Source organism: Anoxybacillus sp. LAT27 (assembly GCF_022030075.1).
In the GTDB taxonomy this organism is placed as follows: Bacteria; Bacillota; Bacilli; order Bacillales; family Anoxybacillaceae; genus Anoxybacillus; species Anoxybacillus kestanbolensis.
Genome location: NZ_JAIWYK010000077.1, coordinates 1 through 16,509 on the forward strand (window position 1 = coordinate 1; position 16,509 = coordinate 16,509).

Annotated in this window: 15 protein-coding genes; 5 read left to right on the top strand and 10 right to left on the bottom strand. The window is 42.1% G+C overall.

The window, feature by feature from the left end:
• Positions 1-80: 80 nt before the first annotated feature.
• From LD028_RS07920 to LD028_RS07935, 4 genes are read right to left on the bottom strand one after another with little or no spacing between them, the layout of a single operon-like run.
• On the bottom strand, positions 81-950 hold the full coding sequence (locus LD028_RS07920; protein WP_237811500.1) for a metal ABC transporter permease: 870 nt from the start codon (positions 948-950) through the stop codon (positions 81-83).
• Positions 947-1,846 carry a metal ABC transporter permease gene (locus LD028_RS07925; RefSeq protein ID WP_237811501.1) on the bottom strand — a complete coding sequence of 300 codons (900 nt, stop codon included), beginning with the start codon at positions 1,844-1,846 and terminating at the stop codon, positions 947-949. Before LD028_RS07925 ends, LD028_RS07920 begins: the two co-directional genes overlap by 4 nt.
• Before the next feature lie 5 nt (positions 1,847-1,851).
• Positions 1,852-2,592: a metal ABC transporter ATP-binding protein gene (locus LD028_RS07930; protein ID WP_237811502.1), complete on the bottom strand. Its 741-nt coding sequence runs from the start codon at positions 2,590-2,592 to the stop codon at positions 1,852-1,854.
• A complete protein-coding gene (locus LD028_RS07935; protein ID WP_237811503.1) occupies positions 2,589-3,500 on the bottom strand; it encodes a metal ABC transporter solute-binding protein, Zn/Mn family in 912 nt (303 codons plus the stop codon). The genes LD028_RS07930 and LD028_RS07935 overlap by 4 nt, the downstream gene beginning before the upstream one ends.
• 300 nt (positions 3,501-3,800) lie before the next feature.
• Here LD028_RS07935 and LD028_RS07940 point away from each other — a divergent pair, with 300 nt between their 5' ends.
• Positions 3,801-5,111: an APC family permease gene (locus LD028_RS07940; RefSeq protein ID WP_237811504.1), complete on the top strand. Its 1,311-nt coding sequence runs from the start codon at positions 3,801-3,803 to the stop codon at positions 5,109-5,111.
• 16 nt (positions 5,112-5,127) lie between these two features.
• On the opposite strand, the gene LD028_RS07945 is transcribed toward LD028_RS07940, so the two are convergent.
• Positions 5,128-6,096 carry a DUF1722 domain-containing protein gene (locus tag LD028_RS07945; RefSeq protein WP_237811505.1) on the bottom strand — a complete coding sequence of 323 codons (969 nt, stop codon included), beginning with the start codon at positions 6,094-6,096 and terminating at the stop codon, positions 5,128-5,130.
• Positions 6,097-6,458: 362 nt separating this feature from the next.
• Between LD028_RS07945 and LD028_RS07950 the strand changes: the two genes are divergently transcribed.
• The 3 genes from LD028_RS07950 to LD028_RS07960 all read left to right on the top strand — a co-directional run bounded on the left by LD028_RS07950 (position 6,459) and on the right by LD028_RS07960 (position 9,103).
• Positions 6,459-7,829, top strand: a complete 1,371-nt coding sequence (locus LD028_RS07950; RefSeq protein ID WP_237811506.1) for a YjiH family protein — start codon at positions 6,459-6,461, stop codon at positions 7,827-7,829.
• A gap of 96 nt (positions 7,830-7,925) precedes the next feature.
• Entirely contained in the window at positions 7,926-8,522 is a 597-nt protein-coding gene (locus tag LD028_RS07955; protein WP_237811507.1) for a nucleotidyl cyclase domain-containing protein, read from the top strand.
• Between the two features lie 143 nt (positions 8,523-8,665).
• A complete protein-coding gene (locus LD028_RS07960) occupies positions 8,666-9,103 on the top strand; it encodes a hypothetical protein (RefSeq protein ID WP_237811508.1) in 438 nt (145 codons plus the stop codon).
• Between the two features lie 42 nt (positions 9,104-9,145).
• Here the strand turns inward: LD028_RS07960 and LD028_RS07965 are convergent, their stop codons facing one another.
• On the bottom strand, positions 9,146-10,072 hold the full coding sequence (locus LD028_RS07965; protein ID WP_237811509.1) for an alpha/beta hydrolase: 927 nt from the start codon (positions 10,070-10,072) through the stop codon (positions 9,146-9,148).
• Between the two features lie 112 nt (positions 10,073-10,184).
• Here LD028_RS07965 and trhA point away from each other — a divergent pair, with 112 nt between their 5' ends.
• Positions 10,185-10,820 carry a PAQR family membrane homeostasis protein TrhA gene (gene trhA, locus LD028_RS07970; protein ID WP_004890156.1) on the top strand — a complete coding sequence of 212 codons (636 nt, stop codon included), beginning with the start codon at positions 10,185-10,187 and terminating at the stop codon, positions 10,818-10,820.
• A 30-nt stretch (positions 10,821-10,850) separates the two neighbouring features.
• Here trhA and LD028_RS07975 read toward each other — a convergent pair whose 3' ends face one another.
• The 4 genes from LD028_RS07975 to LD028_RS07990 all read right to left on the bottom strand — a co-directional run bounded on the left by LD028_RS07975 (position 10,851) and on the right by LD028_RS07990 (position 16,504).
• Entirely contained in the window at positions 10,851-12,521 is a 1,671-nt protein-coding gene (locus LD028_RS07975) for an acyl-CoA dehydrogenase family protein (protein ID WP_237811510.1), read from the bottom strand.
• A complete protein-coding gene (locus LD028_RS07980) occupies positions 12,499-14,028 on the bottom strand; it encodes a class I adenylate-forming enzyme family protein (RefSeq protein ID WP_237811511.1) in 1,530 nt (509 codons plus the stop codon). Before LD028_RS07980 ends, LD028_RS07975 begins: the two co-directional genes overlap by 23 nt.
• A complete protein-coding gene (locus LD028_RS07985; RefSeq protein WP_237810643.1) occupies positions 14,025-14,411 on the bottom strand; it encodes a MerR family transcriptional regulator in 387 nt (128 codons plus the stop codon). Before LD028_RS07985 ends, LD028_RS07980 begins: the two co-directional genes overlap by 4 nt.
• A gap of 116 nt (positions 14,412-14,527) precedes the next feature.
• Positions 14,528-16,504, bottom strand: coding sequence for an acetoacetate--CoA ligase (locus tag LD028_RS07990; protein ID WP_237810641.1), 1,977 nt, complete (start codon positions 16,502-16,504; stop codon positions 14,528-14,530).
• Positions 16,505-16,509: the final 5 nt, after the last annotated feature.

Genomic DNA, 16,509 nt, shown 5'->3' on the forward strand with positions numbered 1-16,509 from the left:
GTTTTCCTTTAACATATTAACAAAAGAAAAACGATTTTGTCCTTGACAAAATCGTTTTTCAACAGTCTGAAATCTCCTGCCTAGGCAGGAGATTTTTTCAACCATTTCCGCAATAACCCGTGTTTTGGAGCGATCCATAATGAAACAAAGAAGATGACACCTGTTGATACAGCAATTGCTCCAGAAATAGAGACATTAAATGCCGTTGCACCCGCGTAACCGATCACCGATGCCAACACACCGATAAAAGCACTACATATAAGCATCGTGCTAAGTCGATCCGTCCACAAATAAGCTGTTGCACTCGGTACAATAAGCATCGCTACAACTAAAATGGCACCAACACTATCAAATGAGGCAACAGTCGTTAACGACAACATCCCCATTAATACGTAGTGAATCAGCACGACCGGAATTCCAAGCGTAATTGCCATTTCATGATCAAATGAGCTAATTTTTAATTCTTTGTAAGCAAAAACAATAACGAATATATTGATCGCTAAAACAAATCCAAGCAACCAAACGGCTTTCGGTCCAATACTTCGTCCGCCAACTTCCAGCACATCCCACGGCACAAATGCAATTTCACCCATCAGCGCATGTTCGACATCTAAATGAACACGATCTGCGAATAAGGAAATGAGGACAACCCCGATCGCAAACAAGCATGTAAACACAACCCCGATGGCTGCGTCACTTTGCACCCCCTTTTGATGCAACAATTGGACGAGAAATGTTGTTAGCAATCCGACAAGCAAAGCGCCGATGAGCATAGACACCCCTTGCAGTTGATGGCTTACCATATACGCCCCCACAATTCCTAGCAATACGCTATGACTGATCGCATCAGAAAGCATCGACATTTTCCGTAATACGAGAAATGTACCGACTAATCCACAGTTAATCCCGACAAGAGTTGCAGTAAGCAAAATCCAAATCGTATAACTCATAACTGCTCCCCTCGCTCATACATTAGTTGTTTCACGCGCAATTTTTTTCTTTCTACATGTCGACGAATGATTTTGCTACATAAACCACGTTTCGGGGCGAATAAAAACGAGAAAAGAAACAGAGCCGTCGCAAAAATAATAACGAGTGGACCGGTAGGCACATAAGCAATCAAACTCACATATGCTCCAGCAACTCCAGATAAAGCACCAAATACGCCAGCTAATAATGTCATCCATCCGAGTCTTTCAGTCCAATATCTTGCAGCTAACGCCGGCGTAATGAGTAGCGCAGACATTAACACAACGCCCACAGCCTGTAGACCAATCACAACAACCGAAACGATTAAAAACATAAGCACACCATTCAACAATGACACAGGTATACCGATTCCTTGCGCAAATGCTCGATCAAATGTAATAATTTTAAACTCTTTGAAAAAAAAGAAGATGGTTATAACCATTGTTATAGCTGTTGCGGTTAACACGCTCACATCATTCCCGGTCAACGATGCTGCTTTTCCGAACAGAAAGTCATTGATCCCGCTCTGATTTCCACCTTCATGTTGATTAATCCATGTTAATAGCACAATACCTAAACCGAAAAATACCGACAATACAATGCCAATGGCAGCATCTTCTTTAATGCGCGTATGTTTTACAATAAACTGAATACATACTGTTGCCATATAACCTGAACAAGCAGCACCAATAAAAAAAACGAGAAGCGATTTTTGTCCATAGAAGAGAAAAGCGATACAAATGCCTGGTAGCGCGGCATGTGCCATTGCATCCCCTATTAAACTTTGTTTCTTCAGCAAGGCAAACGTGCCAATCATCCCACTCGCCAATCCGAGCAAAGCCATGCTTGTAAATACCCATTGAACATTAACATCCATTTCGTTCACCCCACAATATGTGTGGTAGAGAGAAAAGTCACTTTTCCACCATACGTGTTTTGAATATGATCATACGTGAATGTGCGTTCTGTTTCACCAAACGCTATGACACGTTTATTTAACAATAAAACATAATCGAAATAATCTCGCACCGTTTGCAAATCATGATGGACAACCAATACTGTTTTTCCACGTGTTTTTAGTTCATTCAACAGTTGAATAATCGCTTTTTCTGTTGCGGCATCCACTCCAACAAACGGTTCATCCATAAGATAAATAGAAGCATCTTGTGCAAGTGCACGTGCTAAAAATACGCGCTGCTGCTGTCCACCAGATAGTTGGCTAATTTGCCGTTTCGCATAAGGCAACATGCCGACCTTATCTAAACATTGCATTGCAATCTCTACGTCTTCTTTTCGTGGTCGTTTCCATAGTCCGATATGACCATATCTCCCCATTAATACAACATCAAGCGCATTCGTCGGAAAATCCCAATCAACAGAATTTCGTTGTGGAACATATCCGACAAGATGCCTTTGCTTCTCATACGGTTGACCATATACGAAAACATTCCCGTGCATACGCGGAATAAAATTTAACATCGCTTTCATTAATGTTGATTTCCCTGCTCCGTTTGGACCGATAATCCCTACTAACTTTCCTTCTGGAACAGAAAATGATACATCTTCTAATACAAGTTGCCGATCATACGCAACTGTCATTTGGTCAACAACCAACGGATTCATCGTCCTTCCCCCTTCAATGCTTGTGCAATCGTTTTAACATTGTAACGATACATACCAATGAACGTCCCTTCTTCAGTCCCCTTTTTTCCGAGCGCATCTGAAAATAGTTCTCCACCAATCGAAACGTGATGGCCACGCTGTTTTGCTCCTTCAACAACCGCTTCAATTGCCTTTTTCGATACACTGCTTTCCACAAATACAGCTTGAATATTTCGGTCAACAATCATATCAACAAGTTCTTGAATATCTTTCAATCCGTATTCTGCATCTGTACTTAACCCTTGTAGGCCAACTACTTCGATATCATACGCACGACCGAAATAATGAAAAGCATCATGGGCTGTAATTAAAACACGCTGTTTTTTCGGAATGGCATCTATCTCTTTTCTCGCTTCTTCTTTTAACTGCATGAGTTGCAACTCATATACTTCTGCTCGTTCTTGGTATATTTTTTTATGTTTCGGATCCATTACACTTAATTCGTCTCTTACCTTTTGCGTTGCATATCTCCACAAATCAAGATCAAACCATATGTGCGGATCATATACTCCGTCTATTTCAATTAACTTCTCTTTCGGAATCGTTTCACTTACTGCGACGACTTTTTTCGTTTTTGACATTTTTGTGAATATTTCTCCGAGTTTTCCTTCTAAATGAAGCCCGTTGTAAAAGATGATGTCTGCTTGACTTAACTTCTGAATGTCACCTTGTGTCGCTTTATACAAATGCGGATCTACCCCTGGCCCCATCAACGCTTCCACATGAACATACTCTCCCCCGACATGTTCAACTAAATCTGCAATTTGCCCCGTTGTAGCGACAACGTAAATAACGTCTTTTTTAGGTGCTTTCGTTTCACAACCGAACAACAATAATAAAACGGTCCATACAACCAACCATTTTTTCATATGCATCCTCCTTCAAAAGTTGTATAAGGATATAAAAGTTTCCTCAATGCAACATAAAGCCAAAAAAATTTGTTTGCCGCCCATTATATGCATGAACAAAAAACGTGTGACATGTGGAACAAGCAAACAATGATGATTAAGGTTAAAAAAGTTTCTTTAAGCCAACTTTAGTTTTATCTTATTCTTTTCTTTTCACGATGTCAATATTTTAATTTTCAAAAAAAGAAATTTTTCTTCATCTCATGCTATAATAGCGATTGTTCGACTAAAAAAAACATTTGTCCTCTAGGGGTGAACAACATGTCAAACACACAATTAAAACGGAGCATTGGCTTTATTACAGCGACAGCCATCGTCATCGGTACAGTTATCGGTTCTGGAATTTTTATGAAACCTGGGATCGTCATTGGCGCAACAGGAGATTCCACACTCGCTCTTCTCGTATGGGTCATCGGTGGAATCATTACTTTAGCAAGTGGTCTAACGATTGCAGAAGTAAGCGCAAAAGTTCCTGAAACAGGTGGATTGTATGTGTATATCGAAAAAGTGTATGGACGGTTTTGGGGCTTTTTATGCGGATGGGTGCAAACGATCATTTACGGTCCTGCCGTTATCGGTGCACTAGGGCTGTATTTTGGTACACTGTTTGCAGGTATTTTTTCTCTACCAAAAGAAAGCGAACTTTGGATCGGGATCATGGCAGTCTTGTTTTTGTCCGTTGTAAATATGCTTGGTTCTCAGTTTGGTGGAATCGTTCAAAGTGTGTTAACGGCAGCAAAACTATTGCCTATTTTTCTTATTATTGTCTTTGGTGTAGTGAAAGGAAATGTACCGATTTTCGGCATGGATAGCGGCTCTAGTCAAGCAATAAGCTTAGGGGCGGCAGTTTTAGCAACATTGTGGGCGTACGATGGATGGATGAACGTTGGGTTTGTTGCTGGTGAGATGAAAAATCCGGCAAAGACGTTACCAAAAGCGATTATCACCGGTATTCTTATTGTCATGTTTGCCTATGTGGCTGTGAATGTAGCATTACTTCACGTGCTTCGCGCTGATGACATTGTTGCACTCGGTCCGAATGCAGCGAGTGAAGCTGCAACCATTTTATTCGGATCATTTGGTGGAAAATTGATCGCTATTGGCATTTTAATTTCTATTTTTGGTTGTTTAAATGGAAAAGTACTCACATTCCCTCGCATGCCATTGGCAATGGCAATAGATGGGCTATTTCCACTTGCTCGTTATTTTTCTCGCATCCATCCAAAGTGGCGCACACCTGTATTAGCAACGTTCATGCAAATTACTATTGCAATTATCATGATGTTACTTGGTAATGCAGATCGCTTAACGGATATTGCTATTTTTAGTGTCTTTTTATTTTACGGCTTTGCTTTTTATGCGGTATTTTTATTACGAAAATCATTACCATCTAACGAACAATTATACCGAGTGCCATTTTATCCTTTCACCCCGATTGTTGCTATTGTTGGCACAGCATATATTATTATAAGTACGGTACTCCATGCACCGCTCGATACATTTTTATCGATTGTTGTGACGATATCTGGCATTCCGGTGTATTATATCGTTACAAAAAAGCGACAAGGATAACCCTTTGTCGCTTTTTTTAATAATCTCTTCCTTTTCCTGAATCCGTCACGTCAAATAACGGTTCTGGATAAGGTTGAAAATATCGTTGTTTCAACAAATATTCGTTTTGATAGCGAATGGCCCATGAACGAATGACGGCTGTTACACTACTTAGCGGCAGCTTGCCTGCCCGATATTTTTCTAACAGCTCATGGACATACCGTTTTTCCTCACCACTCAACTCATGTTTAAAATAACCGATCATATGTTGACAAACATTAATGTTCGAATTTCGACGGGATCGTCGTGCAAACAACTCATATAATGTTTGTTCATATCGCAAAAATACTTCTTCAATCGGCAAACGAACACGATTTGCAACAATATTTCCTAATTGCTTCAATTTCTGTTGATGATAAGCCATAAATAAATATTTATGCTCCGCATGAAATTCAACAAGTCGATGGTGCGAATTTGTCTGTTTTACCTCTCGAAATAAGGCAAGTGTAAATAACTTCGTCAAAAAATGCTCTCGAATAACGAAATTCGTTAATCGTCCCTCTTCTTCCACAGCTTTATGTGCAAACATTCGCAATACATGTTCTGCAAACATACCAGTTCCTTTTCCTAGCGCAGGTCCTTTTTTCTTACTGCCGTATATTTTGACGTCTTTTATCCCACATGAAGGTGACCGACTTTTTAAAATAAAGCCATCTACCTCTAATAGTTGTTTTAAAAATGAAACAGAAAACTCATTCATTTGCTCGGTGATGTCCATTTCGGTTGATGGCTGAACAAGCCGAACATGTTCATCTTCTTTGACCAGCCGAATCGTCTCACGCGGTGTACCGAGACCGATGCGCATTTCTGGGCAAATCGGGATAAATTGTACGAACGGCGCTAGCTTATGTACGACTTCATCGTTTAGTTGATCACCGTTATAACGACACGGGGAAAAACCGAGACATTCACTTACAACAACGATTGGTTTTGCATAATGCCACACTACTCGTACCCCTTTCACACTTACTTTCGCTTATCATATCGCATAAACAGAAAAAATACACACATCAATGTGTTAGGAAAAACAAAAAATTTTGAATTTGAACGTTTATACAAAAAAATGATTGATTATATCGTCACTTTGTTTTATTATGCTTTATGTTGCCTATTTTACTATAACTTAATTATTTTTTATTCGTATTTGTGTATTTGTATAATTTTATACTTTCATATTTATGCAGTCCTTATCACTCATTTATATTTCTGAATCATTTTGCTATATTGACTATTTTCATTTTTATATTACGATAGTAGTAATGTTATGTATCCGTTTTCAAAACATAAAATGGAAGGTGGTTTTAGAAAATGAATGTCGTACAAAAAGGAAAACACACACAATCGCATCATCTCTCTGACATACTGAAATTTCTTATTCCTTCGCTTGTTGGCTTATTTTTATTTATGATCCCTGTTCCTTATAAAGGTGAGATGACGATCCCTGTAGCTATTTTAGCTAAATGGGTCGAAGGAAGCTTTTCTTCAGTCATTCCGACAATTTCCGTTTTATTTATGTTTATCGCTACAGTTGGCACAATCGTTGCAAAAATTGCTTATCCTTCTTTCATCATGAACAGCCCATTCCTCCGACGTTTATTTGATGTCAATATCTTGTTCGTTGTTACGCGCATCGTTGGAACAATTTTAGGAGCGATGACGTTGTGGAAAATCGGTCCGGAATGGGTATGGTCAGAAAATACAGGAGCTTTGCTGTTGTATAGTCTCATTCCTATTTTGTTTTCCGTCTTTTTGTTTGCAGGATTATTTTTGCCGTTACTTTTAGATTTTGGTCTACTTGAATTGTGTGGCGCACTTTTAACAAAGATTATGCGTCCGGTATTTAAATTACCTGGTCGCTCGTCCATTGACTGTATTGCTTCTTGGTTAGGGGACGGAACGATCGGCGTATTGTTAACAAATAAACAATATGAAGACGGCTTTTACACAAAGCGAGAAGCAGCGGTGATTGGAACAACTTTTTCCGTTGTATCGATTACATTTAGCATCGTTGTCATCACGTATATGAAACTTGAACATATGTTTGGCGCGTACTATTTTACGATCGTCGTTGCTGGTCTTGTAGCCGCGATCATTATGCCGCGTATCCCTCCATTATCAAAAAAGCCAGACACATATTATCATGAACATCACGCTCCCGTTGATGAAACAGTACCAGCTGGCTATACTCCTTTTCAATGGGGATTAAAACAGGCAACAGAAGTGGCACAGCGCAATAGCGACATGGGGAAATTATTGAAAAACGGTGTACAAACCGTGATCGATATGTGGTTAGGCGTATTACCTGTCGTTATGGCCATTGGAACGGTCGCATTAATTATCGCCGAAACAACACCGGTATTTGAATGGCTCGGTAAACCGTTTGTACCGATCTTGACGCTCCTACAAGTGCCAGAAGCGTCAGCCGCTGCACAAACGATGGTTGTCGGCTTTGCGGACATGTTTTTACCTGCCATTATCGGTAGCGGCATTGAAAGCGAATTTACTCGCTTCGTTATTGCTTGTGTTTCTGTAACACAGCTTATTTATATGTCTGAAGTAGGTGGATTGTTGCTCGCATCTAAACTACCAATTACGTTTAAAGATTTAGTTGTCATTTTCTTACTTCGCACACTCATTACATTACCAATTATCGTTTTTATAGCTCATTTCATCTTTTAACGTAGAAGGGCGATCATCTCGCCCTTTTTTATTTTTCCTCGATTTGTCCAATTCAATAGCACGATTGTTTCATAATATGGAGAGAGGTGACAATATATGTTTAAAAAACATATAGGAAAAACAATCGGTTTATTCATTAGTCAACTTGTATTATTTTCAGAAGCGATCGCTATGAGTGATACGATTGATGTAACACAATTACGTGGAACGGAATTATATGTTGTCGTCGGTTTTTATGTGTTCCAAACCATTGTAGGTATTTATTTTGGTAATCGTTATGATCGAAAAGCTTGTGTAAAAGATTTAATATATCAGTTAAAAAGCAAAGACTTTGCTACAAGTACATTTGAAAAAATCGCAGCGCTCGTTGATCGAGATCCGGATAGTCGATTAACAATCTATTTGCTCCAAACGAAAAAAGGCAGTCATTCCCAACAACAAACTGCCTTCGAACAGCTGTTAGTCGAGGCAACGCGAAAAAGTGATATCGTAGCCAAATGGTCAAATGACCAGTATTTAATTATCGCTGTCGAAAATAACGCAAAACCATCTACAATAATTGAGCGAATTAAAAAAAATAGTCCGATATCTTTTCTCGTCGGCTATGCGACATATCCAATCGAAGGGGAACAATTCCAACAGTTATTACAAGTCGCAAAAGAACGCATGTATGCTACACGGACGACAAAATAAGCGATTCAACATATATAAAAAATAGTTTGTCCATTTCGACAAATTATGATAAGATGACGGCAAAGGCATTTCACCACACTCCTCTTCATATTCCTCGCCAGAAATGCCGTATACCCCTAAGATGAAAGGTAGGTGAATCAGGCGTGCAAGAACAACTTCTCCTTCAACTTGTTAACCTCGTTCAAAACTTAGCAGAAGACATGCAATGGATGAAGCAAGAAATACAAACAATGAAGCAAGAAATGCAGACAATGAAGCAAGAAATGCAGACAATGAAGCAAGAGATGCAGACAATGAAGCAAGAGATGCATGAATTAAAAACAAAAGTGCATAAGCAGGAAGAAGATATTCATTGGTTAAAAGAGCAAATGAAAGAAAATACAGCAATGATCAAGGCTATTCGAGACAATCAATTAGAACAACGTAGCCTTCAAGATGCTATGCGTCATGAAATTGCCCACATTCGTGGGGAAATGGCTACAAAGCAGGACATTGCCTATATCCACGAACGACTTGACTATCAGCTCGGCCGTATTGCACGCGCAGAGGAAGAGTTGTACATGCTCAAAAAAGCAAACTAAAAACAAAGCCGTCGCTCCCCTCTTGGAACGACGGCTTGTCTTTTATTTTTGCACTTTTTCTAGAAATGCTAACATATGCTTAATATATTCCTCTTCATACATCGCAAAACTTTTCACATGTTTGGCTTTGTCCGTGAGCCAAAGTTCAAACACTTCTGGATGTTTGTTGTACATCTCCACACTTTCTTCATATGGAATAGATGGATCGGCTTTGCTATGAATAAATAAAATCGGCCGTGGGGCAATTGCATCAACCGCTTTGATCGGCACCGACTCGGCTGGATCTAAATCAGTAATCATCGGAATAAGGGTAATGATTAAATACGTAAACGGAACGTTCGGTAAATGCGTCCATACAGGCATATATGTGCGCAAATATCCTTCTAAATCGCTAAACGGGCTGTCAGCAATAACCGCTTTCACCTCTTCATCCATTCCTGCCGCTAAAATCGACGTTGCTGCTCCCATCGATACTCCGTACAGAACAATTGGTTCGGCATAATGTTGTTTTGCATAGTCAATGACACCGAGCAAATCATATTTTTCTTTGGCTCCAATCGTTGTCATGTCTCCTTCCGATTCGCCGCTTGCGCGAAAATCAAACATGATGACGCGATATCCTTCGTCTGTTAGTGCTTTAGCAATTGGCAAAAACGGGACGTTTGGTTCGTAGCGATTGCCGCCATATCCATGCGAAAAAATAACGGTCATTTTCGCTTGCTTCGTTGGCTCAATCACCCACCCTTTCAGCTTTAGTCCGCCGTCTTTACTTGTAAATGTCACATCTTGATAAGACATTTCATAAGCCTTCGGCGTTTCGACGACTGCTTTTCGCTCTTTATGTGTCAAATTCCAACCGACGTAAATGGAAATGGCGACACACGCAATCGCCGCAAGTAACAACACACCAATAAACGATGGTACAAGCCATTTTTTTGTCTTTCGTTGCCTTTCTACCTGTATTTGCATCGTCCTCACCTCTCTTTTTTCCATTATATCGCGAACGAAAACAACAATGCACAAAAATGTATATCGATGTGGTACAATAAACAAAATGTCTTTCGCGAAAGGAATGAGACTATTGGCTTTTACCCATACGTTTACGAAAGAAGAAGAAATCGTGCATGCGATTACTCATGGCATCGGTGCGGTGTTTAGTATCGCGGCGCTCGTTATTTTGACGGTCATGGCTGCGATGTACGGAAATGCATGGCATGTTGTTAGTTTTACGTTGTTTGGAAGCACAATGCTTATTTTGTATTTGTCATCGACGATTGTACACGCGTTGCCGGAAGGGCGCTGGAAGCGATTGTTTGAAATTTTCGATCATTCGGCGATCTACTTTTTTATTGCAGGCACGTATACGCCGTTTCTGTTTTTAGCGGTGAGGGGGGCGATCGGTTGGACATTGTTTGGCATCGTCTGGGGGCTTGCACTCTTCGGTACCGTATTTAAATGCTTTTTCGTCGATCGGTTTTTATATACATCGACGATTATATATATCATCATGGGCTGGTTGATTGTATTTGCATGGAAACCGCTCGTTTCCAGCCTCTCGCCAAACGGTGTGTTATATTTAGTCATCGGCGGAATTTTGTACACAGTCGGCGCTGTTTTTTACGTATGGCGCGGGTTTAAATTTCATCATGCCGTCTGGCACTTGTTTGTATTAGGCGGGTCTGTGGCTCATTTTTTGGCGGTGTTTGTTTTACTATAAGGCAAGGAACCGACTTGGTCCCTTGCCTTTTTATACTTCTACCTCTTTCGTTTCGTTCATCACTAAGTCAAAATGACGAACCGATAACATCTCAGCATCGAATAAATCGTATCCCCAAATATGCTGTAAGAAGAGGCGGGCGATAATTTGTTTTCGTTCGTTTTCTTCCGCTTCTTTTAACGCTATGACGCTCAAATACAAGTCGCAAAGGCGATTGGCGATTTTTTTGGCGTGATACGTTTGCACGTCTTCTGGCTGTCCGTGAAGTTGTTTTAGAGACTGTATGAGTTCATGCAACCCGCTTTCGACCGGTTTAGCAAATGCGCGTATTCCCACAGGAAGTGCAGCTAGTTGTTCGTTTATTGTTTGAATAAACGTTTCATGGACGCGATATTTACGGATGAGGCGCAACACCTCAAGTCCTAAAATGTTTGCTGTTCCTTCCCATACGGTCAATACTTGGGCATCGCGAAGCAAGCGCGGGGTGACGAAATCTTCGATGTAGCCGTTGCCGCCATGCATTTCAATCGCTTCATGGGCAAATGCAATCGCTTCTTCGGCTGTTCGCATTTTTAAAAGCGCAATTAATAAGCGATTCCACGCTTTTTCTTGCTCAGACGCTTGGTCCGGCGTGCGCATCACACGGTCAAAAAAGGAAATGAGCTCAAAACAAGCGCTCGTTTGCACTTCTTGACGCGCCGTTAAGTTGGCTAACGTTTCTTTCACCATCGGATATGATGTGAGTGTATGTCCAAACGCTTGACGATCGACTGCATATTGTTTCGCTTCTTCTAGCGCTCGCTTCATAATGCCAATCGAAGCGACGGCGTTGCAGACGCGCGATAAATTGAGCGCTTCCATCATATAGTAGAACCCTTTTTTCGCATCGCCAATTAAATAAGCTTTTGCCCCTTCAAATACGACTTCCGCTGACGGCACAGCGCGAACACCAAGTTTATCTTTTAAACGCCGAATGTGAATGCCGTTTAATGTCCCGTCCTCATTGCGCCACGGCACTAAAAATAAACTAAGCCCTTTCGTCCCCGCCTCGCTTCCGTCGATGCGCGCAAGCACTAAAGCAACTCCGCACATGCCAGCGTTGCTCGCAAAATATTTTTCTCCGTAAATTTCATAATGATCCCCGCATAAAACAGCGCGCACTTCATTGGCACCGACGTCCGAACCGCCTTGCCGCTCGGTTAAAAACGTCGCGCCTTCATACAGCTCGACTTCGCCCGTCGAAATGACGTGCGGCAAATATTTCGCTTTAATTTTTTCGTCAGCAAAATGCTCTAATACGTACGCCGTTGCCATCGTGAGCGTCACCGGGCAATAAAACCCTGGCTCGACTTGTGATAACAAATATCCTTGCGCGTACGAATAGACGTAATTGCCAACGCGGCCAAGCGCAGGAATCGGTTTATGGACATAGCCGACAATGCCTGTTTCATACGTTTCCTTCACTGTTTGTTTATATCCTTCGTTCACCCATATTTCTGAAACATCATTGCCAAAACGGTCATATTTGAGGAGTCGCGGCTGTCCTTCGCGGTCTGTATGTACCGCGCGCCGATCGATATCGGTCATGCAAAGCTTCCAAAACTTCTCTAACTCTTCTTCGGCGTACGCATAAAACTCTTCGTCTAAATATTTTTTTAAATTGGCAAATAAGTTCGGATCAACTTCGCGTAGCTGTTTCATTGTGTATCCCCCTCAACACCTGTTTTAATATTTTTCCTGTTGCGTTGCGCGGTAGTTCAGGAATGGCTTCATATAGCTTTGGAATTTTATAGTCTGCAAGTTTATCCGAGAGAAAACGTTTACATTCTTCCGCAAGCTGCTCGATCGGTTCTTTTGTGACAACAAACGCTTTCACCGTTTCTCCCCATTCTGGATGCGGCACGCCAACAACCGCCACATCAACAATCGCTGGGTGCAACTTTAGCGCGTCTTCCACTTCTTTCGGGTAAACGTTCACTCCCCCAGAGATGATCATATCTTTTTTTCGATCGACAATCCAAATGTATCCATCTTCATCACGGCGCGCTAAATCGCCTGTATATAGCCAACCGTTTTTCACCGTTTCCGCTGTTTTTTCCTCGTCTTTGTAATAACCTTTCATTGTGCCTTCACCAGCTAAGATGATTTCACCAATTTCGCCTGGTGGAACGTCATTGCCGCGTTCATCGACGATTTTTACTTCGCAATGAAGGGCGGCATCTTTGCCAACGCTCCCTGCCTTTGTCGCATGTTCTTCCGGTGATAAATACGTTCCGTTTGGTCCAGCTTCCGTTAGTCCGTACAAACACATGAGCCGATTCGTGCGAAACTGTTTGGCGACAAATTGCACTTCATTTGCCGATAACGGTGCTCCCCCATACGTCCAATATTGGACAGACGACAAATCGTATTCGTGAAGGCGTGGGTGTTTTGCCGTGAGTAAATAGGCGACTGGTGCTCCGAAAAAGTGGGTAATTTGATATTTTGTGACAAGTTCTAACAATGCTTCTGGGGAAAACGTTGGTGATAACACATGGGTGGCCCCGACGTACATCCCGCCGACAAAAAATAAATGAAGCGGTGCGGAATGGCTAAGCGGCATCATATGCAACAGGCGGCTATGTTTATCCATTTTCGTCTCTAGCGCCATCATCGTTGCGACAGCGAAAATATTGCGCGCTGTAAACAATACTCCTTTTGGTTTACCAGTCGTTCCAGATGTGTATAAAATCGTCGTTTCGTCCTCTTCGCTCAGCGGACAAACAATTGGGGAAGAATCGCCGCTAGCAATGAGCTGCGATAACGAACGCCAACCTTCTATTGCTTCCCCTGTTTTCACCCAAATGACGTCAACCTTATGAACAAGCGAGGCAAGTTCTTGATAAATCCAATCATGTGCGATGACCGCTTTTGCTTCGCTATGGTCCATAATATATTGCACTTCTTGGGCAGTTAGCCGCGCATTAATTGGTACGATGATGGCACCAAGGCGCAAGACAGCAAAATACGCATATACAAATTCTCTCACATTTGGCATATACAATACGACTTTATCGCCTCGTTTGATGCCGAGCGAAGCAAGCGAAGAAGCGAGCCGATTGACCGTATCATCTACTTCTCGATAAGACAGCGACACGGCACCATCCATGAGTGCTATTTTATTCGGAAACTTTCGCGCATTACGCGCTAACAACTCGGAAATGTTCATTTCGTTCCCTCCAGCTTTTGTAATCGTTCGCGAAAATCTGCCAAAATCGACTCCATTTCTTGTTTTAACTGCATTAAGTCTTCAATCCGCTCCGTCACCTCCTTTAACTTTTGTTCGCCGTATGCGATTGTTTTTTCCAGCTGTTTTCGGCCAGTGCGATCGTTGTCAAACAAGCTAATCATTTCGTGAATTTCTTCTAACGAAAAACCGAACCGTTTCCCGCGTAAAATAAGCTTTAACACCGCTCGGTCTTTTTTCGTATACAGCCGCTGGCCCGACTCGGTGCGAATCGGGGAAATGAGCCCACGTTCCTCATAATAGCGAATCGTTCGCGTGCTAATATCAAACTGCTCGGCCAGTTGGGAGATTGTATAGTAATTCATTGCTTCCACCTTTATTTTTAATTTTCTGAATTTTATTTTAGTTTACGTTTACGTAAAAGTCAATAAGAAAAGCAGCGCACACCACTAAGGCTGTTGCCAAACGGCAACAGCCTTGCTTATACATTCGAATGCTCCCATTGTTTCGCGAGTTCGATAAAGAAAGAAAGTGATTCTGGGTTTGCCATCGAGCCAACGTTCACTGCTTTTTCGAGCGGGAAGCCTAATAAAATTTTCCGAATTGGGATTTCCATTTTCTTTCCGTTTAACGTTTTTGGAATTTGTTCGACTTGATAAATGTCGTCTGGAATAAAGCGTGGCGATACGTGCGCTTTAATGGCATCTTTCACTCGTTGTTTTAATGCGTCATCTAGCTCTATCCCTGGCTGCAGAACGACAAATAGCGGCATAAACGATTTTCTTCCCATCACTTCTAAGTCAATGACTAAACTATCGAGAATGCCATCCACTGTTTCCACCGCCCGATAAATTTCGCTCGTGCCCATGCGCACGCCTGCGCGGTTAATCGTCGAATCCGAACGACCGTAAATGACGCAGCTTCCTTCAGCATCAATTTTAATCCAATCCCCATGTTTCCACACGCCTGGATACGTATCAAAATAGCTTTCGAGGTAGCGACGGTCGTTTTCGTCGTTCCAGAAAAAGAGCGGCATCGACGGCATTGGATCCGTGATGACTAATTCTCCCACTTCATTGATCAGCGAATGTCCATGTTCATCAAACGCCTGTACGTTTGCCCCGAGCGAACGGCATTGCAGCATGCCTGCACGAACCGGCAAAATGGGCGACCCACCGACAAACGCGGTGCATACATCCGTCCCGCCACTGCAGGAAACGAGCCAAACGTCTTTCATATGTTCATACACCCAAAGAAACCCTTCGGTCGTCAGTGGGGATCCTGTCGAGAGAACCGCTTGCAAGTGTGAAAAATCGTAAGTGTCTTTCGGACGAATGCCTTGTTTCATGCAGACGTTAATAAACGCTGCGCTTGTGCCAAAATGCGTAATTTTTGCTTTTTCGGCAAGCTCCCATAAGACGTTCGCATCTGGAAACGTTGGGCTCCCGTCATATAACACAACTGTTGCCCCAACTAACAGCCCGCCAATTAAAAAGTTCCACATCATCCAACCGGTCGTCGTGAACCAGAAAAATGTGCTATCGCGCGCAATATTGCATTCAATCGATAAAATTTTTAAATGCTCTAATAAAATACCGCCATGCCCTTGTACAATTGGCTTTGGCAATCCGGTCGTTCCAGAAGAATATAAAATCCAAAGCGGATGAGCAAACGGCACTTGTTCATACACCAGTTCACCTTCCTCTTTTAATATGTCCGTCCATAATAAAACGGAATCGTCCCACGCTTCCACATCGTCACGCAAATACGGAACGACAATCGTCTTTTTTAGCGACGGAAGTTTTTCTTGCAGTTCTTTCACAACTGGTACTTTATCAAACGTTTTCCCGTTATATTGACAACCATCTACCGCAAACAACACCGTCGGCTCAATTTGTTGGAAGCGGTCGATGACGCTGTTGGCGCCAAAATCGGGAGAACAACTAGACCAGATCGCGCCAATGCTCGCGCACGCCAAAAACGCAACGACGGTTTCCGGAATGTTTGGCATATAAGCAACGACGCGATCTCCTTGCTTGATCCCCAGTTTTTTCAGTGCCGAAGCGACGGCTGCCGTTTGTTGTTTTAACTCTTTCCACGTCACTTCACGCAGCAAAACGTGTTCGGAACGGAACAAAAGCGCTGGCTTCTCCTGCATGTTGCGAAAAATATGTTCCACATAGTTTAGCCGTGCCCCTGGAAACCAGTTTGCCCGTGGCATTTTTCGTTCTTCTAACACACCGGTATACGGTGCAGACGACTGAACGCTGCAATATTCCCACACCGTTTCCCAAAATTGCTCAAGATTCTCGACCGACCATTTCCATAACGCCGCATGCGAATCAAACGTAAGCCCTTTTTTTGCTTCTAGCCAATTCATATACTTTTTCACGCTTGATTGTTCGATTTGTTCTTTCGTTGGCGTCCATAAAATATCCCCATCCGTAATCGCTTTCATTTTCT

Coding starts and splice junctions, on each gene's coding strand:
- LD028_RS07920 (WP_237811500.1), bottom strand. CDS start 950: ATGAGTTATACGATTTGGATTTTGCTTACTGCAACTCTTGTCGGGATT.
- LD028_RS07925 (WP_237811501.1), bottom strand. CDS start 1,846: ATGGATGTTAATGTTCAATGGGTATTTACAAGCATGGCTTTGCTCGGA.
- LD028_RS07930 (WP_237811502.1), bottom strand. CDS start 2,592: ATGAATCCGTTGGTTGTTGACCAAATGACAGTTGCGTATGATCGGCAA.
- LD028_RS07935 (WP_237811503.1), bottom strand. CDS start 3,500: ATGAAAAAATGGTTGGTTGTATGGACCGTTTTATTATTGTTGTTCGGT.
- LD028_RS07940 (WP_237811504.1), top strand. CDS start 3,801: ATGTCAAACACACAATTAAAACGGAGCATTGGCTTTATTACAGCGACA.
- LD028_RS07950 (WP_237811506.1), top strand. CDS start 6,459: ATGAATGTCGTACAAAAAGGAAAACACACACAATCGCATCATCTCTCT.
- LD028_RS07955 (WP_237811507.1), top strand. CDS start 7,926: ATGTTTAAAAAACATATAGGAAAAACAATCGGTTTATTCATTAGTCAA.
- LD028_RS07965 (WP_237811509.1), bottom strand. CDS start 10,072: ATGCAAATACAGGTAGAAAGGCAACGAAAGACAAAAAAATGGCTTGTA.
- LD028_RS07975 (WP_237811510.1), bottom strand. CDS start 12,521: ATGAAACAGCTACGCGAAGTTGATCCGAACTTATTTGCCAATTTAAAA.
- LD028_RS07980 (WP_237811511.1), bottom strand. CDS start 14,028: ATGAACATTTCCGAGTTGTTAGCGCGTAATGCGCGAAAGTTTCCGAAT.
- LD028_RS07985 (WP_237810643.1), bottom strand. CDS start 14,411: ATGAATTACTATACAATCTCCCAACTGGCCGAGCAGTTTGATATTAGC.
- LD028_RS07990 (WP_237810641.1), bottom strand. CDS start 16,504: ATGAAAGCGATTACGGATGGGGATATTTTATGGACGCCAACGAAAGAA.